Raw genomic sequence first — 22,312 nt, forward strand, 5'->3', positions numbered from 1 at the left:
CGGGCGGGAAACACCGCCCACGGCCCAACGCCCACGGTCCAACGCCCATGGCCCGGCGCCCGTTGAGCCCCGCCGCACACTCGCCGCTCCGGTCGGCGGAGTCCGCCGGAGTCCGCCGGAGTCCGCCGGAGTCCGCCGGAGTCCGCCGGAGGATGCACCCACCCCGGGTAACAGCCGCGCGGACGGGTACGTCCCGTTCGGGGACTCGGCGCGCGGAGACGCGCGTCCGCGTCCCGCTTCGCACCGTTTTCTGTTCCGTTCCCCTTCGGAAACCGCACCCTTTCGGCGACGATATGAGCAGGCCGTACAACTCCCCTCGTACCGTGGCCGCTTGACCGTCCCACCGACCGTTCCGCCGACCGTCCCCTCGATGCGCTGGAGCCGAAGAGATGGCAGGAAGCGTGCCCGTGCGCTGCCCGGAGTGCCGCCGCGAGCACACCTATACGCCGCCGGTCTACCCGTGCGACTGCGGCGCCCCCGTGACGCTGCCGCTGCTGCCCGGAGGAGTGCCCGTACGGGTGCGGCACCGTACGTGGGCGGGATCCTGGGTCGAGGTGCGGTGCCCGGCGTGCGGGAGGTCGAAGGAGTGGCCGCAGCCCGAACTCGGCTGCGGCTGCGGGACGTTGCTGAGGATGCCCGTCGTACCGCCGCAGCCCGGACCCGTCTCCAGCGAGCCGCCTGAGACCTCACACAAGAACCCACCCGGGACCTCACCCGGAACGTCGTCGAAGGCCGCGCCGGACAGCACCGCGGAGGGCACCCCACACACCCCGCAGCCCGGTCCGGACAACCCGCCCGTGGACATGGACGCCCCCTCCGCCTCCGGCGCCCCGCCCGCCGCCGCCTCGGTCAAGGCGCACGGCACGCGGCCCGCGTTCCGTCCCGTCACGATCCGTACCGCGCACGACGCCCGTACGGCAGCCGCCGAGTATCTGCGCTGGCTGGGCTTCCCCGAGGTACGGGTGACGGAGAAGCGGCCGTCCTCCGGCGTGGACGTGCGCGGGGCCGGGATCATCGCGCACGTCGACCCGACGACCGCGCCGACGACGCTGCGCGAGGTCGAGACGCTGTGGCTCAACGGCCTCAACGAGGAGGTGGCGACGGCCTGTTTCTCCCTCGCGGGCTACTCGCGCGAGGCACGCACCCGCGCGGACTCGCTCTCCGTACCGCTCTTCGTCCTCGATCTGACGGGCATGCCGCAGGCCGTCAACGACCCGGCGGACGAGCTGATCCGCTCCGTCTGCTGAGACCTGTCCCCAGGCCGAGTCGTCCCACGCGGCGGCGCGGCGGCACGGCAACGCGCCGGCGTGACAGCGCCTCACCGCTCCTCGCGGTACTCCTCCCCCGGCCCCTCCGCCGCGTGCGCCCGCAGCTCCACGCGGCGGATCTTGCCGGAGATCGTCTTGGGCAGCTCGGCGAACTCCACGACGCGCACCCGCTTGTACGGCGCCAGCGTCTCCCGCGAGTGCGCGAAGATCGCCTTGGCCGTCTCCGGGCCCGGCTCCCAGCCCTCGGCGAGCACCACGTACGCCTTGGGCACGGCCAGCCGCAGTTCGTCCGGCGAGGGCACGACCGCCGCCTCGGCGACCGCCTCGTGTTCCAGCAGCGCGCTCTCCAGCTCGAACGGGGAGATCTTGTAGTCGCTCGCCTTGAAGACGTCGTCGCTTCGGCCCACGTACGTGATGTAGCCGTCCTCGTCGCGTGAACCGATGTCTCCGGTGCGGTAGTAGCCGTCGGCCATCGCCTCGTCCGTACGCTCGCCGTCGCCGTGGTAGCCGGTCATCAGCCCGACGGGACGGGTCGAGAGGTCGAGGCAGATCTCGCCCTCGTCGACGCCCGCCTCCCCCGTGACGGGGTCGACCAGCGTCACGTCGAAGCCCGGCATGGCCCGGCCCATGGAGCCCAACTTCAATTGTTGACCTGGTGAGTTGGCGACCTGGACGGCGGTCTCGGTCTGGCCGAAGCCGTCCCGGATGGTCGTGTCCCAGGCGCGCCGTACGTGCTCGATGACCTCGGGGTTGAGCGGTTCGCCCGCGGCCACGACCTCGCGCGGTACGGCCGTGAGCCTGCTCAGGTCCGCCTGGATGAGCATGCGCCAGACGGTGGGCGGCGCGCAGAAGCTGGTGACGCCGGCCTGTTCGATCTCGTCCAGGAGGCGGTCGGCGTCGAAGCGCGTGTAGTTGTAGATGAAGATCGTCGCCTCGGCGTTCCAGGGCGCGAAGAGATTGGACCATGCGTGCTTCGCCCAGCCCGGCGAGGAGATGTTGAGGTGGACATCGCCCGGCCGCAGCCCGATCCAGTACATCGTCGCCAAGTGGCCGACGGGGTAGGAGACATGGGTGTGCTCGACGAGCTTGGGCCGGGCTGTCGTGCCGGAGGTGAAGTAGAGCAGCAGGGTGTCGTCGGCACGGGTGGGGCCGTCGGGGACGAAGTCGGGGGACGCGGAGCCCGCGTCCGCGTAGTCGAGCCAGCCCTCGTCGAGCGTCCCGGAGTCCGGGTCCGCGCCCGGGCCCGCCCCCGTGTCCGTACCGGCGCCGCCGGATCCCGCGCCCCGTACGGCGATCCGCGTGTAGTCGCCCGCGACGGTCGCGAACTTGCCGGTGTCCTCGGCCCGTACGACGACGTGCCGCGCCTCGCCCCGGTCGATCCGGTCGGTCAGATCGGCGGGGCCGAGCAGCGGCGTCGCGGGGATGACGACGGCACGCAGCTTCATACAGGCCAGCAGCGTCTCCCACAGCTCGACCTGGTTGCCGAGCATCACGATCACGCGGTGGCCGGCCCGTACGCCGTGTGCGCGCAGCCAGTTGGCGGTCCGCGCGGAGCGCTCGCGCATCTCGGCGAAGGAGTAGCGTCCCGAGCCGCCGTCCTCCTCGACGATGTGCAGCGCGGTGCGGTCGTTGTCCTCGGCGACGGCGTCGAACCAGTCCAGCGCCCAGTTGAAGTGCTCGGGCCGGGGCCAGGCGAAGGCGGCGCGTGCGGCGTCGTAGTCGGTGCGGTGCCGCAGCAGGGTGTCCCGGGCGGCGCGGAAGGCCTCGGTGGGGCTGGTGGGCTCGGTCGCCGTCATCGTCACTCCTCGAATCCGCCGGCTCGGCTGGGGGAGCTGAGGGGGTCAGCGTTCTCCCGCCGCTGGTCACGCTGCGGATCATCCTCGGACACCCGGCGCCCCGCACACCACCCCCGGGCAGCAGTTCGTGCGGGGCCCGTGGATGCTGGAGGCATGGCCCCTGCTTCCCCGGACGAGACGAGTGCGAACACGCCCCGGCGTCTGCTGGTGCTGGCGATCTGCTGCATGAGTCTGCTGATCGTCAGCCTCGACAACACGGCGCTGAACGTCGCGCTGCCCTCGCTCCAGCGGGAGCTGCACGCTCCGGTGTCCGGGTTGCAGTGGACGCTCGACGCCTACACGCTCGTCATCGCCTCGCTGCTGATGCTCTCCGGTTCGACGGCGGACAGGGTGGGCAGGCGGCGCGTCTTCCAGACGGGGCTGGTGCTCTTCACGGGCGGCTCGCTGCTGTGCGCCCTGGCACCGGGGCTGGGCTGGCTCGTGGCCTTCCGCGCGGTGCAGGCGGTGGGCGGTTCGATGCTCAACCCCGTCGCGATGTCGATCATCACCAACACCTTCGTCGAACCGCGGGAGCGGGCCCGTGCGATCGGGGTGTGGGGCGGCGTCGTCGGCATCTCGATGGCGGCCGGGCCGCTGCTGGGAGGCGTGCTCGTCGCGTCGGTCGGCTGGCGCTCGATCTTCTGGCTGAACATCCCGATCGGCCTGGCGGCGCTCGTGCTGACGGCACTGTTCGTACCGGAGTCCCGGGCGCCGCGTCCGCGACGGCTCGATCCCGGCGGGCAGTTGCTCGTGATGGCCGCGCTCGGCTCGCTCACCTTCGCCATCATCGAGGGCGGGTCGGCGGGCTGGGGCTCGCCGCTGATCCTCGCGTGCTTCGGCGCGAGCGCGTGCGCGGCGGCGGCGCTGCCGCTGTACGAACGGCGGCGTGCGGAACCCCTCGTCGAGTTCCGCTTCTTCCGCAGCCTGCCGTTCTCCGGGGCGACGCTCACGGCCGTGACCTCCTTCGCGGCGCTGGCGGGCTTCCTCTTCCTGAGCACGCTCTATCTCCAGAACGACCGTGGTCTCTCGGCCTTCGAGGCGGGGCTGCATCTGCTGCCGATGGCGGCGATGACCGCGGTCTTCGCGCCGCTGTCGGGGCATCTGGTCGCCGTACGCGGGGCACGGCTGCCGCTGCTGCTGGCCGGGGTGTTCATGACGGCGAGCGGTCTGCTGTTCGCCGTCTTCGACGCGGAGCGCACCGACCTCCTGCTCTTCACCGCGTACGTGCTCTTCGGCATCGGCTTCGGGCTGGTCAACGCGCCCATCACCAACGCGGCGGTCTCCGGGATGCCGCGTTCCCGCTCGGGGATGGCGGCGAGCATCGCGTCCACGAGCCGTCAGATCGGCTCGGCGCTGGGCGTGGCCGTCATCGGGGCGGCGGTGGCGGCCGGTTCGCACGGCACGGCGTGGTGGATCTTCACGGGGTGCGGGGTGGCCGTGCTGCTGCTGGCGCTGCTGACGACCGGACCGCGGGCGCTGGCGACGGCGGAGCGGGTGGCCGTGTGCCTCCCGGAGGCGGCGGATCCGGCGGACCGGATCGATCCCACGGGCGGTACGGGCAGGACGGACGGAACAGGCGGGACGGGCCGGACGGACGAAGCGGACGGGACGGACGGCAGAGGACGGACGGAGCGCACGCGCCATGCGGAACCGGCCGACCGTACGGGCCCGTGCCCCGGTCCGGGTCCGTCGGGTCCTCGTCCGCCGGCTCCGCCCCGAGGGGACGGACGGCCACAGGCCGGCTGACGGCAACGGCTGCGGCACCGGCCGGCGGCGCGCCCGAGCGGGGCGTACGGGCCCTGCGCGTACACGAGTTCACCGGAGGCACCCCGGCCCGTACGCCCGCCCCGGACCGGCCCCCTCAAGGGCGGTGTGTGAAGGCGCATGTGAAGGCGCCCCGCCGCCCCGGAACTCATCGCCCGGAAGGGGCCCCACCCAGCAAATCAGGGCAAGCGGAATCGCATCCGCGCCCGCGCGGAGGGCGTTCTTGACGTTCGCGCGACGGCGAGCGTCAGGTCTCGTCGGGAGATGCGCGGACGAAGAAAAGATCGCAAGGACGCGCACCCGGAGACGCGCGCGATAAGGCACCATCGGGACTGTGTTGACGGGGGACCGGAACCATCGCAGCAGGCGAGGCGGCGGCCGTGGCACGGTGACGGGGCACGCGCTCCAGCCCACCGCACGGCCGGTCCGTCCGCCTTTCGAGCGCGTACGGCGGGAACAGGCGCCACGGCGGACGCGCCGCCGCCCCCTGGCCTGGTTCGTCGCCCTCGTCCTGCTGGTGCTGAGCGTGCCGATCGTCTTCCGCGGCATGGACGACGACGGGCCCACGCCGATCGCCCAACTCCTCGCCTTCCTCCCCTGGTTCCTCGTACCGGGGTGGCTGGCGCTGCTGTACGCGGTGCTGGCCCGCCGCGGCTTTCTCGCCCTCTGGGCGATCGTCGTGCTCGCCGCCACCGTCGGATACACCCTCCCCCAGGGCCCGGACGCGCCCGCCGGCGCCGCCGAACGCACCGGCAAGGCACGCTTCCGCGTCCTCACGGCGAACCTGCGGTACGGGAGCGCCACGGACGCCCTGCTGACGACGCTGCGCCGGGAGCGCCCGCAGATCGTCGCCGTCCAGGAGTGCGACGGGCGGTGCGCGACGGCGCTGCGCAGTACGCGGATGCGCGAGGAGTACCCGTACCGGCACATCATCGAGCGCTCGGGCGCAGGCGGTTCGGCGCTGCTGAGCACCTTCCCGCTGAAGGAGAAGTCGACGGTTCCGGGCACGCTGGCCATGCCGGGAGCGGTGGCCGACGTCTCCGGCACGAACGTGAAGGTGCAGGTCGCCCACCCGATGCCGCCGCAGCCTGACGCGCTGGGCTCCTGGCGCAAGGAGCTGGGCGCGCTGCGTGCGTACGGGGCTTCGCGCGGCAGCACCCCGGCGATCGTCGCGGGGGACTTCAACTCCTCGCAGGATCACGCCGCTTTCCGCTCGCTGCTGGGGACGGGACTGAACGACGCGGCCCGCCTCACCGGCCAGTCCCGCACGCCGACCTGGCCCAACAACACGCCGCTGCGCCCGATGGGCGCGCAGATCGACCACGTCCTGGTGAGCGATCCGCTCACGGCGGTCGAGGCCCAGTTCGTGGAGCTGGCGGGCTCGGACCACCTCGGGGTGCTGGCGGACGTCAAGCTGTTCTGAGCGCCGGGTGCCGGCCCCATGAGTGCGTCAAGTGCCCTGCCTCGGGCGGTGTTTCGGCGTCGCCCGTAACTCGTGGTGAGGGCACGGTCACTTCGCGCAGACTCTCGTTCATCGGGGGAACGGAGGGGCGCGGTGCTCATCGGTACGGGGAAGCGCGAGGCGGCGGGCGGGACCGCGCGAACGGCGGTGCGCGGCGCGGGAGTCCGGGCGGCGGCGGCCGTGCTCGGCGGTGTACTGCTCGTCGGCGTACCGATCGCCGGTACGGCCGGATGCGGCGCACAGCGGACGAGCGGCGACGCCGGGGACCGGCCCCGGGAGATCACCGCCGCGGAGACCGCGCTGCTGGCCTCGGCCCAGGAGGAACTCGTCGGACGGTGCATGGAACGGCACGGCTTCCGCTACTGGCCCGCCGCTCCCCCGACACGCGACGAGCTGCGCGAATTCCCGTACGCCGTGGACGACTTGGGATGGGCACGCAGACACGGCTACGGCGGCGACCTGCAACGCGAGGCGTCCCGGTACCAGAGGACCGGCCCCAACGCGCAGTACACGAAGGGGCTTTCGGCCGACCGGCGGCGCGCGTACGCGGTGACCAGGACCGGCGACGGCACCCGGGCCGTCGAGGTCACGGCCCCCAACGGCGTCGACATCAGACAGAACCGCACGGGCTGCCTCGCACAGGCACAGGGCCGGCTCTACGGCGACTTCCGTGAGTGGTTCCGGCTCAGCACGGTCGTCACCAACCTTCCCGACCACTCCGGGAAGATACGCCGCACCGCGCTGTACGGGAACGCGGTCGAAGCCTGGTCGGCGTGCATGAAGGAGAAGGGCCACACATACGGGAGCCCGTCCGGCCTCCAGACCGCCCTGGAGAAGGCCGCCGACGGCGCGACTCCGCGCGAGGCGCACCGGATCGAGGTCCGCCTCGCCACGGCGGAGGCCGCCTGCGCCCGCAGCACTCCGCTCTCGGCGACGGTACGCACGCTGGAGAAGCACTACGCGGAGGCGGACCGCGCGCAGTACGGCGCCGACATCGACGCCCACCGGCGGATGCAGCTCTCGGCGCTGCAACGCGCCCGGCACCTCGTCCAGGGCAGCACCCAGAACGCCGCGCACGGGAAGTGAACGGACAGCGTTCCTTTCCCGCGCGGTCGGATCCCGGCCGTACCGACCGGATCCGAAGCACCGCACACAGGAATCACCATCACTCAGGGGGAACGGACAATCATGCGCAAGACACATCTTCTGCTGGCCACGGCGGCCTCGGCAGTGCTCGTCGGCGGCGCCATCCCCGCCGCGGCGGCATCCGCCTCCACCTCTGCCACGTCCGGGACTTCGGCGGCGCACAGCACCGTGCGCGACGTCGGGTCCGCCCAGGCGAACTGCGCGAGCAAGGCACCGGGACGGAACGGCATCGCGTACGTGTACGCGACGTACTACTGCCACGGTTCGCCGATCTGCGCCGACGACGACAACGACCAGGACTACTCGGAGGGAGGAGACTGCAAGGGCGCCAACAACCGCTCGAGTTCCGTCCTGAACAAGGGGTACAGCGGCAGCCTCTCCGATGTCCGGTTCTACAACGCCCCGTTCTACAACAAGTACTCCGACCGGCCTTCGTTCTGTCTGAAGGACGGTACGTACATCAACAAGCTGAGCTCGACCTACAACAACAAGCTCTCGTCTCACAAGTGGGTCAACTGCTGACCCCAACGGCGCTCATTCCGCGCGGCGTTCGACCAGCACCGGCTCCTCGCCGAAGCTGATCCGCTCGCCCGCACGGGCGCGTACCGTGCTGCCGTCCATGTGACGCAGCCGGTGCGCGCCCTTCGGCAGTGTCAGGCCCGCCCGTCCGTGGCTGGTCCAGTACACGTCGAACCGCGCGCCGCCGCGCTGGAACCGGCAGGTGTACGCCCCGTCCGCGAGCCGCATGGCGCGGCCCTTGCCGCAACCGGAGATGCGGGCCCCGGCGAGCCATCCGTAGAGCCGTTCCATGCGCCGCCCGGCCTCCGTCGGACGGCCGCCGACGGGCTGCACCACGAGCGGGACGCGGGTGCCGCCCCAGGAGTAGAAGTACATCCGCCGCACGCCCGCGTCGCGGCTGTAGAGCCCCGCGAGATAGAAGCGCACCGCGTAGTCGCGGGCGCGGCGGGCGTCGAGCGGCTCGGCCACGGCGACGTCGCGGTCGGTGCCGGTGTTCCACAACGCCAGGTCCACGACACCCTCCTCGTAGAGGATGTCCTCGACGTCGCCGGCGAGTTCGATGATCTCCTCGGGCGGACCCGTGGGCTTGCGCGGCACGAGTTTCAGCGCCGCGGCGTCGCAGCTCCCGAACGCGCCCGTACGCGCGAACTCCCGTAGCCGCTGCCGCCCTTGCGCCGTCCACAGCCGCCCGAACGAGGGGCAGGCGACGAGCGCGGAGGGGTCCTCGCGGCGGATGATGCGGGAGGCGCGTTCGACCATCTCCGCGAGGGTGGCGAGGCTGCCCGCGTAGTGCAGGGGGTGGCTGGGGTAGTCCCACAGCTCGTAGGAGTCGACGCGGCCCCGGTAGCGCTCCACGGCCTTCCGTACGAAGTGATCCCAGTCCGCGAGGTCTTGGGGCGGCGAGGCAAGGGAGTCCTGATATCCGCTGCCGTGTGCGTCCTCTCCGCCGGCCCACAGCGGCGTACCGGAAAGGGTGAACAGGACGGGCAGGCCCTCGCGTCGGGCGTTGTTCACCGTACGGTCCGCGGTCGACCAGTCGTAGTGACGACGGCTCCGCTCGATGCTCCCCCAGCGGGTCTCGCTCTCCCACATCCGTACGGAGCCGGTACGGAAGCCGGGCATGCGCCCGGTGTCGGTGTTCAGCGTGAGGCCGAAGAGTTCGGGGGCCACGCGGCGCGGCCGCACGGACCAGTCCGGACCGTCGAGCGGCTGACCGCCGGCGGCGACCTCACCGGCGGCCGGGGGTCCGGAGGTGCCGCGCCCGTACGGGGTGTGCCGGGCGTCCAGATACGGGACGGTCACCGTGTACGAGGTGACGACGAGGGCGAGCAGCAGGGTCACGGCGCGCAGCCAGTGGCCCGTGTGGCGGACCCGGACGACGCGGGCGTCCGCGGACGGCGGCTCCCCGTCGCCCGCGGCGGACGCCCCACTGTCCGTACCGCTGTCCGTACCCGTGTCCTGGTCCGTGCCGGGAGACGGCGCCTCGACTCCCACCTCCGGTACGGCAGTCGACGCCTCCTCGGAGGCCGCGGCCCGGCGCCACGCCCGGTAGAGGCGGTCCACCTCCTGGTCGTCGGCGCCGCACGCCCGCGCGATGCTCTCGACCGTTCCGAAGGTCCCTGGCACGGTGCGGCCCTGGCAGTAACGGTGGAGCGAGGAACGGCTCAGTCCGGTGCGGTGAGCCAACGCCGCGTAACTGCGTCCGCTGCGCCGCTTGAGCGCCTCCAGCCCCTCCCCCAGCCGCGACGGCCCGTACGTCTCCCCCGCCGGTTCCCTCCCCGATGACACCGACTCCCCCTTCACCACGCCCCCGGTCGTGGGACGACCCGCGCGGACCGTCCCACATCGTTGGAAAGTAGCAGCTCACAGCGTCCGTGACGTCCCGTTGTCCCAAGTGCCGCTTTTCCCTTGCCACGGGGCGGCCCGCACCGCAAGGTCAACTCAGGCCACTGGCACCGGTGTCCGGACCGTCGGGGGATCGGACACCGGTACAGGGCCGCGCGCCGCACCGGGGGGAGCGGCGAACACGCTTCGTACATCGGGGGATTCATGCTGCGTGTGCATTTCACCGCGGGAGACATGGCACGGACGAGAGTCGCCGACACACCGGACCCGCTCTGGGAGACGGTGCTGAGTCTCCACCAACTACAGGAGCGCAACAGGGAGTCGGCGCTCGACGACTGGCGCGGAAACGTGCTGCGGCACGGCGGGCCCACACTGCGGCTGCTGCTGCCGCTCGTACCGGCGCGCGGCTACTTCCCGGACTTCCTGACGCCGCCGGAGGGTTCGGAAGGTTTCGAGGCGGGCCTGGACTCGCTGCTCTGCACGCCGCGCGCTCAACTGCGCGCGCAGATCGAGAAGTTGTACGCCGGTGCCGGGCCCCGGAACGGGAACGGCGCCGGGGCGCAGGACTCCTGGCGGCGCGCGGTCGCCGAGGGCTCGGCGCCCACGCTGCACCGGCTCGGCGGCGCCCTGCGCGACTACCGGCGGCTGGCCTTCGGTACGTCGTGGCAACGCGTACGCGCGGGCATCGAGGCGGACCGCACGTGGCGGGCCCGCGTCCAGTGGCGCAGCGGCACGGAGGCGATGCTGCGCACGTTCGGACCCCGCATCCGCTGGCGGGCTCCGGTGCTGGAGTGCGACTACCCCGTCGAGAGCGAAGTGCGCCTGGACGGGCGGGGGTTGCTGCTGATCCCGTCGTACTTCTGCCGCCGTACACCGGTCGCACTGGCCGACCCCGCACTGCCGCCGACGCTGGTCTACCCGGCCCGTACGCACGGCAGCCCGTGCCGCCTGGACGGCGACGACCCCGAGACGGCCGCGCACCTCGGCAGGCTCCTCGGACACACCCGGGCGGCGGTCCTCCAGTCCGTCGGCGGCGACTGCACGACGAGCGAACTGGCCCGCCGCGCAGGGGTGTCGGTCTCCTCGGCGAGCGAACACGCGGCGGTGCTGCGCGGCGCGGGCCTGATCACAAGCTGCCGCGTACGCAACGCGGTACGGCACGCGCTGACACCGGTCGGCCTCGCCCTGCTGGACGGCCAGCCCGCGGCGGTCATCCCGGGCCCGGTGGCCAGGAGGGACGCGGCGGAGACGGGCCGCCCTATCGCGGTCCCGGCGTCGGCGTGCGCGGAGGGGGTGTGAACGGGCGGCGTGACGGGCCGGGGCGGGCGGACCAGCCACGCCCCGGCCGTGCTCGTGTCAGGGGTGCCCGACCGGACGGGCAGGTCCGCGACTTCAACGAGATCGGGCGGCCGTCTGCCCATTGCCTTCCACGTCGATCACGAACAGCTCGGGCCAGGCGGTCGTGCTCATGTGTCCTCGTCTCCGGTCTGGCGCGGGGCCTGTGACGGGAGGTTGGCGTCCGATGCCGCGGGCTGTGTGTGGACTTCGGCTCGTACGGTCTTGCCGGGATGGCCGGGCGGATGGGCGACGACGGCCCAACGGTCCGCGAGCATGCCGACGATGAGCAGACCGCGCCCGTTCTCCGCGTCGTACGGGTTCGAGCGCGGCTTCGGGCGCCGCTCACCCCGGGTGTCGGTCACCTCGATACACAGCACCGCATCCGTGGCGGTGAGGCAGACGCGGAAGTCCCTCCCCGGTACGTGCCCGTGCCGTACGGCGTTCGCGCACAGCTCCCCGGCGATCGAGACCATGGACTGATACGCCTCGCTCTCCGGCGAACACCCCCACTGCTCCAGCCGCTTGGCCACCAGCCGACGCGCCAACCGCGCCCCACGCGGCGTCGAAGAAAAACGCATCGCAAAACGCGGCACTAACGGTGACGGCGCCCTGGGGGTCTGTTTGTCGGGCCTTTCGGCTTCGTTGGTCTCTTCGGTCATGGCGTTGGCCGACACGGGCGGGGACATGATCGCCTTTCAGGTCGTGGTGACGGGGAGGTTGCGGGAGGAGGCGGCGGTTGCGGAGCGATGATGTCCGGGACCGGGGGCTGTCGGGCGCGCTACTTCCCGCCGACGGTGACGCGAGGGCAGCGTCGGCACCTGTAGAGCACGCCGCCGTGGGCGTCCACACGTTCCATGGGCTGACCGCAGTGCCCCGGCACATCTGCCATGGAGTGGGTCGCCTCGTCCGTCCCCGTCCGCCGGGCGGGGTGGTCACGTCGTCTGCCGGGACGAGGGTGTCGTCGCCGGGGAGGCAGACCGTCGACGTCCTGTGTCACGGCGTACAGCCGCCGACTGCCGGTGAGCATGCGGCCGTTGACGACGGGCCGCGCCCAGAACACACCCGCCGCCCGGTCGCATCCGCGCGACGACAGCACCGCACAACTCCCCTTACCGGGGACATGTACGTGGGCGTCGTCAGGGAACCGCCGAGCGTTGGCCGAATCGAGCGAGACGAAGAGGTACGGCCGGTGGTTGTTCGGGGCGCGTGCCTCTGTGACCGCGTCCCAACTCACGTACGAGTCCTGCGCTTCGGCGTGCGGGCCGGCGGGCAGGGACGTCGCCGGGAGGTGCTGCGTGTCCACGGTGCCTCCGAGGGTTCGGAACTCTCTGTGTGAACTACCTAACGGGCCACCACCGTTGGCGCGGTATGACGAAGTGCCCACTCTCTGCACGCTGGCGCACTGACGAATTGACACTCTCTTTACCGTCCGTGTGGACCGCATCGCTTACCGTGACCGCATGGCGCGCACGCCGAACAAGACCCTGTCTGCCTGGATGAGCGAGCACGAAATCACCGCCCTGGAACTGTCGGAGCTGGTCAACGAGGCGTTACGCGAACTCACCGGCCGCGACGGCAGAACCTCCGAACGCACCGTCTTCCGCTGGCTGTCCGGCGAGAACCGATGGCCGCAGGCCGCCCAGCGCACGGCGCTACAGTCCGTCACGGGACGCTCCGTGACGGACTTGGGGTTCGTCCCGCGTGGGCGAACCCCAACAGCCCCAGCACCGCAGGAGGACCCCGTGCACCGCCGCGCCTTCATCGCTGCCACCACCGGCGCAACTGCCGCCGCCACGCCGCTCGTTGCGGCCCGCCCGTTCCGAGTGGGCACCGCGGACGTGATGCGGCTCCGCAGCGGGCTAGGCAAGCTGTCCGCCCTAGACAACACGCGCGGCGGTCATGGGGCGCTGGAACAGGCGGCGCTGTCCGGTGCTGCCGAAGCGTTGGAATTGCAGCAGAAGGCAGCCTCCCAACGCATCCGTCAGCGCCTTTTCAGTGTGGCCGCGAACTACACCGCTTCGGCCGCTTGGTCCGCAGTTGACGCGCGCCAGATGGACCGAGCACAGGAGCACTTGAATCGGGCGCTGTACCTGGCCGGCGTGGGAAGCGATCCGGTGGCCGAGCTGCGCGTGTGGAACTCGCACGCGATGCTCGCGCACCAACAGCAGAACTTCACACAGGCGGTGGACTGCGGACGAGCCGCGCGGGCAACCGCAATCACCCGGAGGGACCGGCTCTTTGCATCCCTCGCGCACGCCCGTACAGCGGTGGGTCACGCGAGTTTGCGGGACCGCCCGGCCGCACTGCGTTCGCTGGGGCAGGCCCGCGACGCGCTAGAGAAGGCCGACTTGGACGAGCCGCGCCCGCCCTGGATCTCGTTCTATGGCCCGGCGGAGCTGGACGCGCTAGCGGCGATCGTGCAGCAACGCACAGGCGACCCGGTTAAAGCAGAGGCCGCGTCGCATCGCGCCTTGTCCTCCATCCCCAGACGATTCCGCCGCAACCGCGCCATGGCGACGATGCGTCTTGGAATCGCCCAGCTCCACCAGGAGGACCTTGAGCAGGCTTGTGCGACGACTGAAGACGCGTTCAGCATGATGTCCGGTGGATCCTTTGCCCGGCCGCCTGCGCTCCCTGCTCGGGGACTTCCATCGCGACCTGATCACCCTTGCCCCGGATGCCCCCGCCTCGCGAGAGTGGGGCGATCGTTACCGTTACGAATGGAGCCGCACCCGATGACCGCTGATGACCTGGCCCTACGCCACTTCGGTCATGACGACCTGCCGGAGATCCGGCAGACGCTGATCGACGTCCACGCGGACGTGCACGCGGCGAACATGGGCGACGAGTTCCGGCAGAAGTTCCCGTGGTTCGTGGACCACTGGGGAGGCAATCCGGGCTTCTCGTGCGTCATCGCGTATGACGGCAACGAACCTGCGGGCTTCGCCTATGGTGCACCAGCCAAGCCCGGTGCGGAAACGTGGCGAGATTACCTGGACCCGGCCCCGCACCGATCCCGTACGTTCTCCTTCTCCGAGTTGATGGTGCGTGAGAAGTGGCGCAAGACCGGGCTTTCGGGCCGGCTCGTCCGTGAGCTGATGGACAACCGGGATGACGACCTCGCCGTTCTGCTGGTCGACGTGACGCACCCGAAGGTGCAGGCGCTGTACGAGTCTTGGGGCTTCCACAAGGTGGGTGAGCGCCAGCCGTTCGCGGATTCACCGCTGTACGCGGTGATGCTGGCCGAACTGCCGCTCCCCCAGACCAAGGGCGCGCGGTGACCGGTACGACCAGACCGCCGTATCGCACTGGGTGGGCGGCACCATGCCGAAGGCACAGGTCAGGCCGATCATCGTCGAGGCGTTGTCGCGACGGCTCAAACGCGCGGTGACGCTGCGAGAAGCCGGCTTGGCCCCGCCGGAGCCCGACGCCACGGGACACGACCACGACACCGTCGCCGAACTCCTCGACGTAGGAAGGCAAGACATGGACCCGTCCCGCCGCAGCGTCCTCGCCGCCGGGGTGTACTCGGCGGCCCTTCCCGTTCCGGGATTCGCAGACGTGCACGGTCACTCGGCGACAGCCGCGACGTCGCGTGCCGCCCGCATCGGCGAAGGCGAGGTGGCGACGGTCCGGTCCATGACGGAGAAAGTCGCCGACATCCTCGACGAACTCGGGGGCGGGCACGCGCGGCCGATGGCCGCGGCGTTTCTGGTGAACACGGTGTCGCCGTATCTCAAGGCCACCGCGACCGAGTCCGTACGGAAGAACATGCTCGCCGCCGCGTCCGACCTCGTATATCTGACGGGCTGGATGGCGATGTACGAGCGCCGCCACGGTCTCGGGCAGCGGTACTACGTGAAAGCGCTGAAGCTGGCCGGGGCCGCCGAGGACCATGTGACGTACTGCCGGACGCTACGGGGAATGAGCCTCCAGGCGTCCAACTTGGGTTACGGCACGAAGGCGTTGGAGCTGGCCGATTCGGCGGCTGAGGCGTCGCCGAAGGCGGGGCCGCGGTTGAAGGCGTTCCTCGCCGGACAGCAGGCGCACGCCGAATCGATGACGGGGAGTCGCCAACGCGCTATGTCCCGGCTGCGGGAGGCGGAGACGGCGCTGTCGAAGGCGGACAGCCGACGGGAGGCCGTGGGCGGGTACGACGCGAGTGCGTATCACTTCCATGTCTCCCACGTGCTCTACGAGTTCAAGGATCTCGAAGGATCGATCGCGGCCATGCAGGAGTGCCTGCGCGTCCAGCCACGGCAGGAACGGCAAGGGCGCGTCCACTCGAACGCGCTGCTCGCGCAACGGCAGTTCGAACTCGGGCACGTGGACGCCGCCTGCGCGAGCTGGAACGCCTTCCTCGACGACTACGTGCAGTTGAGCACGTCGCGGGGCGACGAACACTTCGACACGATGCGACGCCGTGTCCGCCCGTACGGACGTGTGCGGGCGGTACGTGAACTGACCGAGCGGGCCCGCGAAGTGGCCGCGTCGAAGGGGCAGGCGGCGTAAGCGGACTGAACGCTGCCGATGTGAAGGGAGCCGCATCTGATGACCGCCAGCGCCTTGGACCTGCGCCCCTTCACTCACGACGATCTGCCGGAGATCCGGCAGACGCTGATCGACGTGCACAACGAGGTCTATGCGGCGGAGATGGACGACGAGTTCAACCAGGAATTCCCTTGGTTCGTCGAGCACTGGGGCGGACATCCGGACTTCTCGTGCGTCATCGGGTACGACAGTGCCGAGATCGTGGGCTTCGCCTACGGAGCACCGGCCAAGCCGGGGCGGGAGTGGTGGCGTGAACACCTGGAGGTGGAGCCGGAGAAGTCCCGTACGTTCGCCTTCTCTGAGTTGATGGTGCGCGAGAAGTGGCGGAAGACGGGCGCTGCGGAGCGCTTGACCCGTGGCCTGCTGGACGGGCGGAGTGAAGCCCTTGCGGTGTTGCTGGTCGACGTGACACACCCGAAGGTGCAGGCCCTGTACGAGTCTTGGGGATTCCGGCGTGTGGGCACCCAACAGCCGTTCGCCGACTCCCCGGTGCTCGCGGTGATGCTGACCGAACTGCCGCTCGCCTAGGTGATCGATTTCAAGGGATGTCTGCGGAGGGTGCGATGGGGGCGGCGGCCGAAGCCGCCGCGAGGCGGTCAAGTGGCGTGCTGCCGGCCTTGGTTGTCGAGGTGGCAGCGGGAGGTCAGGCGTCAGGGGCGACTTCGGGGTGCGTGAACCGCACGGGCTTGGCCAGCGACCGGGCGTAGGAGATTTCGGCTCGGGTGCTGTCTCCGATGTAGTCGCCGACTACGAGCACCTCGTCAGCGAGCCGGATCTTCGCCCGGTGCAGATCGTCGAGTCGAACCTTCAGCGCCTCGGCCTCGACGGGATCGGGCCAATGTCCGTGCGGCGACTTCATGTCACTGCCCGGTTTGACGACGATCTTTCCGGCTTTCGTCTCGCGCAGATCGGCCTCGTTCATCTCGGTCATGAAGCGGGTGGAGCCGCAGATCGCGACGATACGCGGGAGGCTCAGCCGCTTCTTCGCGTCGGCGAGCTTCTCCTCGGGGGTGAGCAGTTGCGGGTATGACACTGGGGTTCCTCCTGGTGGTGTGGTCCAAGGGATGCCTGCGGGCCTGCGCCTGGACCTGGTGTACACCCTTCAGAACCTGCCCATCGCCTGCGCTCACCGACCCGTTGAAAAGATCATCTAGGCCAACGGCGCGCTCACGGGCAGGAGTTGCGGCTACAGGCGCGCACCTGCTTGAGCCCGAGGAGCCGGCCCACGACATCTGCTCGCTGCTGGCCCATGGCCCTGAACCGCTCGGCTCGGCCCGGCCCGGCCTGCGGTTTCCGCGTCGGAGCGACCCAAGACGTCCGACCAGCACGCGCGGACGTACGTCCGCCGCGCGCCCGCCCCTCTCCCATTAATCAAGTTTGACTAATCGCGCCGCATAGCCGACCCTTCCGGGGCAGGGACGAGAGCGCGCACGACGGTGCGCACGATGACGAGGAGGCACCGTGACCGAGGCGACGACGGACAGCACCGCGACCGAGCAGGATCACCGCGAACTGGAGGAGTGGTTCGCCCGCTACGACGCGCACGCGGCGAAGGCCGACGTCGAGGCCATGGCCTCCATGGCGGTCTTTCCGCTCAACCTCGTCACCGACGACGCCGGGCCCGGCACCGGGTGGGCCGGGCAGTGGAGCCGTGAGGAGTTCGTCCGCACCATGTCGGAGGTCATGGGCGGGGCCGGAGGGGAGGAGATCAGCTTCGAGTCCCGGCGTACTCCGCACTTCCTCAGCCGGAGCATGGCCGTCGTCTTCACCGAGTCGACGATGACGGCGGGCGGGCAGAGCCAGTCGATGCGCTACGCGGACGTCCTCGTCAAGCAGGACGGCGCGTGGTACTTCCAGACCATGCTGCAGAGCGGCTGGGCGGGGGTGCTCACCGGCGGGCGGAGCTGAGTCCGACGCTCCGCGCTCGTCCGGCGCGTGGCGACCCGCCGCGCGCCGGACGGCGTCCGAACACCGTCCGGACGCCGTCGAGTTCGGGCTGCTCCTTCCCTACCGACCCTGCCGACCCTGCCGTGCGGCGGACCGGTCGCGCACAGCGGCCCGTTCCGGCATCGGCGGCGGCGTGAAGTCCGTACGGGTCGTGCCGGAACGAACCGGTCCGGCGGCCCGGCTCCCGGCGGGGTCCTGCGCAGCAGACTCCTGCGCGGCCAGGACCTTCATCCGGCGGCCGGAGCGCCGGCCCGCCCACAGGACGACCAGCAGAGCCAGGCCGAAGAGCGGGTAGCCCATCAGGATCCTCGCGACGGCCAGCCAGCCGGTGCGGTCGTCGTCGTAGAGCCACTGCCAGACGGCGGAGCGGGCCGCGAAGACCGCCACGAGCGTGAGCGTGGCGATGTCGTAGTAGTGCCGTGAGGGCTTGTCCTTCAGCCAGGTGGTCCCGGTGCCGTTGAGCGTGCCCCAGACGATGCCCGCGAGGGGCTTACGCAGGAGGACCGAGAGCAGGAAGACCGCGCAGAGGGCGATGTTGCTCCAGATCCCGGTCAGGAAGAAGCCCTTGGCCGATCCGGTCTTCCAGGCGATGAACGCGGCGATCGCGACGCCGAACAGGCCGGAGAGCGCCGGGTAGACCGGCTCCTTGCGCACCAGGCGCAGTCCGGTGATCGCCAGTGCGACGGCGATGGCGGTGCCGATGGCGGCTTTCAGCCCGAGGAAGGAGTTGCCGATCACGAAGGCCGCGATCGGCAGCACCGAGTACACCAGGCCGGTCATGCCGCCCATCTGCTCCAGCGGTGTCTGTTTCGCCTTCGGTCCGGGGGTCACGGCGGGCGCGTGCGTCGGGTCGTCGGCCGGGCGGGCGGTGCCGGCCGGTGCGGTCTGTCCAGTCGGTTCGGTCATGATGCGAGATCAACTCACCAGGTAGTCGTGGTCTGTTGGGCTTTCGCGCGTACGGGGCCGGGCGCCGACGCGTGGTTCCGGCTACGCCGTCTCCGGATGTCCGCCCAGGTGACGGGCGAGGAAGCGGTCGGCCGCGCGGAACATGTCGATGTTGTTCTCCGGGTTCATGAAGGCGTGGCCCTCGTCGTCCTTGACCATGTACTCGACCTCGACGCCGCGGGCGCGCACGGCGCCGACGATCTGGTCCGACTCGGCCTTGACGACGCGGACGTCGTTGCCGCCCTGCACCACCAGCAGCGGCGTACGGATGTCGTCGACGCGGCTGACGGGCGAGCGGGCCCACAGGTCCGCCTCCTGCACGGGACGCTCGGGGTCGCCGGCGAACAGGTACCAGTTGTTGACCAGGTACGGCTTGACGAACTCCGGCACGGTCCGCAGGAAGGTGACGAGGTTGGAGATGCCGCAGAAGTCGACGGCGGCGGCGAACACGCCGGGCGTGAAGGAGACGCCGACCAGCGCGGCGTAGCCGCCGTAGGAACCGCCGAAGACCGCGACCCTGTCCGGGTCCGCGTAACCGGACCGCACGGCCCAGTCGACGCCGTCGACGAGGTCGTCGTGCATCTTGCCGGCCAACTCCCCGATGCCGGCCTTGAGGAACGCCTTGCCGTAGCCGGCCGATCCGCGGAAGTTGACCTGGAGCACCGCGTAGCCGCGGTTGGCCAGGAACTGCGCGACCGGATCGAACCGCCAACTGTCGCGGTGCCAGGGGCCGCCGTGTACGAGCAGGACCATCGGCAGCCCGCGCGGCTCCACCCCGACGGGCAGCGTCAGATACGAGGGCAGCTTCAGCCCGTCGCGCGCGGTGACCGTGACCGGCGTCATCGGGGCCATGGTCTCGGGGTCCAGATGCGGGAACGGCCGGAAGAGCAGCCGGCTCCGGCCCGTCGCGTGGTCGTAGTAGTACGTGGCGCCGGGGGCACGGTCGTGGTTGAAGGCGACGACCCAGCGCTGTCCGCTCTCGTCGGACGAGACGGCGGAGACCTCCCCCTCGCCCAGCGTCTCCAACTCCCGCAGTACGGCGGCGAAGTGGGGATCCAGCGCCCGTATCACCTGCCGCTCACCGAGGTAGCGCACCCCGAGCAGCTCTCCCGTGCGCCGGTCGAGGATGAGCGGCGACGGCAGCGCGGGGAAGACGACGGAGCGCATGTCGAGGTCGAAGACGGGGTGGCTGTCGACCTCGGTCTCCTCGCCGGTCGCCAGGTCGAGCCGCACCAGCCGGGTCCGGTCGCTGTCCCGGTTGGAGCCGATCCAGGCGCCGGTGCCGTCCGGGGTGAGCTGGAAGGGATGGACGTCCAGCGGATAGTCCTCGCCGGGGAACGTGACGACCGGACGCAGCTCCCCCGTCTCCGCGTCCCGCCTGGACAGTCGGATGTCGCCCTCCGCCGTCAGGCTGTGGGCGTAGAGGTCGCCGCCGGGGGTGTACAGCAGGTTGGAGACCTGGCCGGGGTTCTCCGCCACCATCGTCAACTCGCCCGTGGCGATGTCGAGTTCGTACAGGTCGAACTCCGCCGGGTTCCGGTGGTTCAGCCGTACGAGGGCCTTGCCGGGCCGGGCGTGCGGGAGCTCGAAGCCCGCTGCCCGCACTCCGGGGAAAGGGGTGAGATCGACCGCGGGGGCGTCCGGGTCGTCCAGGTCGACGCGGTAGAGGTGCCAGTTCTCGTCGCCGTCGCCGTCCTGCTCGTAGATCATCCAACGGGGGTCGTGTGTCCAGTGGTAGACGTGCACGCTGCGCTTGTCGTCCGCGGTGACACAGCGCGCCTCCCCGTCCCGATCGGCGCTCTCCACCCAGATGTTCAGCCGCTCCCGCCACGGTGCGAGGTAGGCGATCCTGCCGCCGTCGGGCGATATCGACGCGCGGGTACGTACGGGTGGGCCGAAGAAGTCCTCGGCGGCGAGGTGCGGGACCTCGCGCTCGACTGCGGTCATACGGCCGCTCCTTCCGGTTCGTCTGCGTCGGCCGGGGCGCTCGCCCGCGTCGGCCGGTACGCGAAGTCCTGGTCGCGTTCGGGGTGTTCGGAGTTCTCGTCGTGGGTGCTCGTCGTGTGCGGGGTCCTCGGGGGTCCGCGGCGGCGTCGTGCGGCGACGGTCGTCAGTCGACGGGGTCGCCGACCGCCCCGCCGGTGGCCGTGCGGATCACCCGGGCGTAGCGGCGTGAGAGGGCCGTCACGTCCTCGAACTCCGTGAGGTCGGCGCCGGAGAGGATGGCGGCGCCGATGTGCTCGTCCATGACGCGGATGACCGCCGCGGAGGCCGCGGCGTGCAGCCGTACCTCCAGGTCGTCGGCGGGGCGCCGCAGACGGCCGGCGATGATCGCGCACATCTCCTGCTGCGTCTGTTCGCAGGCCATCAACCACGCGGTACGCAGGGCCGGTTCGGTGTCGGCGAGCCGGATCATCTTCATGGCGAGCATCTCGTCGGCGAGGTCGACGGGCGGTGCCTCGGTGCGGAGCCTGCTCAGCTCCGCGTCCAGGTGCTCTTCGAGGGAGCGGTGCCGGGGCCAGCTCCGCAGCACCGTCAGCAGGGTCACGACGCCCTGCATGACGATCGGTTCGGCACAGCTCTCCTTGCTGCGGAAGTGCCGCCAGATGGTGCGCGTGGACAGGCCGACGGCCTGCGCGATCTGGTCGCCGCTCGTGCCGGCGACGCCCTGCTCCCAGAACAGGCGCGCCGCCTCCCGGGAGATCTCCAACCGCAGCCTCGCGCGCCGGTGTTCGCTCATGGATCCACCGCTGCGCTTCTCCGTCGTCATGGCGCCGCCCACCTCTCGTCTGTCGCCACGCGACACTATGTCACTTAGTGACACAGCCGTCCAGTGCGGGATCCGGAAGCGCTTCGGGATCCGTAGGACGGCATGGGGCAGCGGCTCCGGGCAGCGCGGGATGCACGCCGCGCGGAGCGGAATAGGGCGGGGCGGAGCAGTGCGGTGCGGGTCAGTGCGGGGCGGGGCGGTGGTCGCCCCTCGTGGGCGGGCCTAACGGCGGGCGGAGCTGAGCCCGTTCGCGCCGTGCACCGGCCCGTGTTCCGGGCGGCTGTCCCGTACGGACGGCCCCCGATGGATCGGGGTGTGCGCCCCGGTGAGCGGGATGCCGCTGCCCCCGTGCCGTACGGCCACGATCTCGGCGGCTATCGAGACGGCCGTCTCCTCGGGCGTACGGGCGCCGAGGTCGAGACCGATCGGCGAGCGCAGCCGGGCGAGTTGGGCCTCGCCCACGCCCGCCTCGCGGAGCTGCTCCAGCCGTGCCAGATGCGTACGGCGCGAGCCCATGGCACCGACGTAGGCGACGGGCAGCCGCAACGCCCGTTCCAGCAGCGGCACATCGAACTTCGCGTCGTGCGTCAGGACGCACACGACCGTACGGGAGTCCAGCTCCTGGGAGTCGAGATAGCGGTGCGGCCACTCGACGACGACCTCGTGTGCGTCGGGGAAGCGGGAGGCGGTCGCGAAGACCGGACGGGCGTCGCAGACGGTGACCCGGTAGCCGAGGAAGGCCCCCGCGCGTGCCAGCGCGGCGGCGAAGTCGATCGCGCCGAAGACCAGCATCCGCGGCGGCGGCGCGCTCGACTCCACCAGCAGCGTCACCGCGGGACCGCACAGCGGGTCGCCGTCGGCGGCGGCGCCCGGTCCGCCGGAGCCGGGCGGTCCGCCCTGGGTGCCCGTCTCGACGGTGGCG

The 22,312-nt window shown here is 71.0% G+C and carries 19 protein-coding genes; 10 read left to right on the top strand and 9 right to left on the bottom strand.

Going from position 1 to position 22,312, the window contains the following annotated elements; genetic code table 11:
- Positions 1-389 precede the first annotated feature (389 nt).
- A complete protein-coding gene (locus AN218_RS03680; protein ID WP_070015175.1) occupies positions 390-1,247 on the top strand; it encodes a hypothetical protein in 858 nt (285 codons plus the stop codon).
- Positions 1,248-1,318: 71 nt separating this feature from the next.
- Here the strand turns inward: AN218_RS03680 and AN218_RS03685 are convergent, their stop codons facing one another.
- Positions 1,319-3,064, bottom strand: coding sequence for an AMP-binding protein (locus tag AN218_RS03685; protein WP_070015176.1), 1,746 nt, complete (start codon positions 3,062-3,064; stop codon positions 1,319-1,321).
- 153 nt (positions 3,065-3,217) lie between these two features.
- Here AN218_RS03685 and AN218_RS03690 point away from each other — a divergent pair, with 153 nt between their 5' ends.
- From AN218_RS03690 to AN218_RS03705, 4 genes are all read left to right on the top strand, one after another.
- Positions 3,218-4,849, top strand: a complete 1,632-nt coding sequence (locus tag AN218_RS03690; protein WP_079131787.1) for an MFS transporter — start codon at positions 3,218-3,220, stop codon at positions 4,847-4,849.
- 406 nt (positions 4,850-5,255) lie between these two features.
- Complete coding sequence (locus AN218_RS03695; protein ID WP_070015177.1) at positions 5,256-6,290, top strand: endonuclease/exonuclease/phosphatase family protein; 1,035 nt, start codon at positions 5,256-5,258, stop codon at positions 6,288-6,290.
- A 132-nt stretch (positions 6,291-6,422) separates the two neighbouring features.
- Positions 6,423-7,415 carry a hypothetical protein gene (locus AN218_RS03700; protein WP_079131788.1) on the top strand — a complete coding sequence of 331 codons (993 nt, stop codon included), beginning with the start codon at positions 6,423-6,425 and terminating at the stop codon, positions 7,413-7,415.
- Between the two features lie 102 nt (positions 7,416-7,517).
- Complete coding sequence (locus tag AN218_RS03705) at positions 7,518-7,997, top strand: hypothetical protein (RefSeq protein ID WP_070015178.1); 480 nt, start codon at positions 7,518-7,520, stop codon at positions 7,995-7,997.
- Positions 7,998-8,009: 12 nt separating this feature from the next.
- Here the strand turns inward: AN218_RS03705 and AN218_RS03710 are convergent, their stop codons facing one another.
- A complete protein-coding gene (locus AN218_RS03710) occupies positions 8,010-9,782 on the bottom strand; it encodes a helix-turn-helix domain-containing protein (protein ID WP_171908590.1) in 1,773 nt (590 codons plus the stop codon).
- A gap of 291 nt (positions 9,783-10,073) precedes the next feature.
- On the opposite strand from AN218_RS03710, the gene AN218_RS03715 reads away from it, so the two are divergent.
- A complete protein-coding gene (locus AN218_RS03715) occupies positions 10,074-11,138 on the top strand; it encodes an ArsR/SmtB family transcription factor (protein ID WP_338059596.1) in 1,065 nt (354 codons plus the stop codon).
- A gap of 167 nt (positions 11,139-11,305) precedes the next feature.
- Here AN218_RS03715 and AN218_RS03720 read toward each other — a convergent pair whose 3' ends face one another.
- On the bottom strand, positions 11,306-11,836 hold the full coding sequence (locus AN218_RS03720; RefSeq protein ID WP_275936952.1) for an ATP-binding protein: 531 nt from the start codon (positions 11,834-11,836) through the stop codon (positions 11,306-11,308).
- A gap of 119 nt (positions 11,837-11,955) precedes the next feature.
- On the bottom strand, positions 11,956-12,480 hold the full coding sequence (locus AN218_RS35945; protein WP_141747434.1) for a hypothetical protein: 525 nt from the start codon (positions 12,478-12,480) through the stop codon (positions 11,956-11,958).
- Positions 12,481-13,912: 1,432 nt separating this feature from the next.
- Here AN218_RS35945 and AN218_RS03730 point away from each other — a divergent pair.
- From AN218_RS03730 to AN218_RS03740, 3 genes are read left to right on the top strand one after another with little or no spacing between them, the layout of a single operon-like run.
- Positions 13,913-14,458: a GNAT family N-acetyltransferase gene (locus AN218_RS03730; protein ID WP_070015182.1), complete on the top strand. Its 546-nt coding sequence runs from the start codon at positions 13,913-13,915 to the stop codon at positions 14,456-14,458.
- A gap of 43 nt (positions 14,459-14,501) precedes the next feature.
- Entirely contained in the window at positions 14,502-15,689 is a 1,188-nt protein-coding gene (locus tag AN218_RS03735) for an NsdA family TPR-like regulatory protein (RefSeq protein ID WP_070015189.1), read from the top strand.
- A 39-nt stretch (positions 15,690-15,728) separates the two neighbouring features.
- The gene (locus tag AN218_RS03740; RefSeq protein WP_070015183.1) at positions 15,729-16,256 is read left to right on the top strand and encodes a GNAT family N-acetyltransferase; all 528 of its coding nucleotides are present in this window, start codon (positions 15,729-15,731) and stop codon (positions 16,254-16,256) included.
- 115 nt (positions 16,257-16,371) lie between these two features.
- Here AN218_RS03740 and AN218_RS03745 read toward each other — a convergent pair whose 3' ends face one another.
- Positions 16,372-16,761 (bottom strand): hypothetical protein, encoded by a 390-nt coding sequence (locus AN218_RS03745; RefSeq protein ID WP_070015184.1) that lies wholly within the window; start codon positions 16,759-16,761, stop codon positions 16,372-16,374.
- Positions 16,762-17,189: 428 nt separating this feature from the next.
- Here AN218_RS03745 and AN218_RS03750 point away from each other — a divergent pair, with 428 nt between their 5' ends.
- On the top strand, positions 17,190-17,636 hold the full coding sequence (locus AN218_RS03750; protein WP_070015185.1) for a nuclear transport factor 2 family protein: 447 nt from the start codon (positions 17,190-17,192) through the stop codon (positions 17,634-17,636).
- 99 nt (positions 17,637-17,735) lie between these two features.
- Here AN218_RS03750 and AN218_RS03755 read toward each other — a convergent pair whose 3' ends face one another.
- From AN218_RS03755 to AN218_RS03770, 4 genes are all read right to left on the bottom strand, one after another.
- Positions 17,736-18,581, bottom strand: a complete 846-nt coding sequence (locus tag AN218_RS03755; protein WP_079131789.1) for a DUF3159 domain-containing protein — start codon at positions 18,579-18,581, stop codon at positions 17,736-17,738.
- A gap of 81 nt (positions 18,582-18,662) precedes the next feature.
- Positions 18,663-20,567 (bottom strand): S9 family peptidase, encoded by a 1,905-nt coding sequence (locus AN218_RS03760; protein WP_070015186.1) that lies wholly within the window; start codon positions 20,565-20,567, stop codon positions 18,663-18,665.
- A gap of 163 nt (positions 20,568-20,730) precedes the next feature.
- Positions 20,731-21,390, bottom strand: coding sequence for a TetR/AcrR family transcriptional regulator (locus AN218_RS03765; protein WP_070015187.1), 660 nt, complete (start codon positions 21,388-21,390; stop codon positions 20,731-20,733).
- A gap of 222 nt (positions 21,391-21,612) precedes the next feature.
- Positions 21,613-22,312 (bottom strand): XdhC family protein (locus tag AN218_RS03770; RefSeq protein WP_171908591.1); only part of this gene is annotated, 700 nt, incomplete at its 5' end.

Source organism: Streptomyces nanshensis (assembly GCF_001751255.1).
Lineage (GTDB): Bacteria > Actinomycetota > Actinomycetes > Streptomycetales > Streptomycetaceae > Streptomyces > Streptomyces nanshensis_A.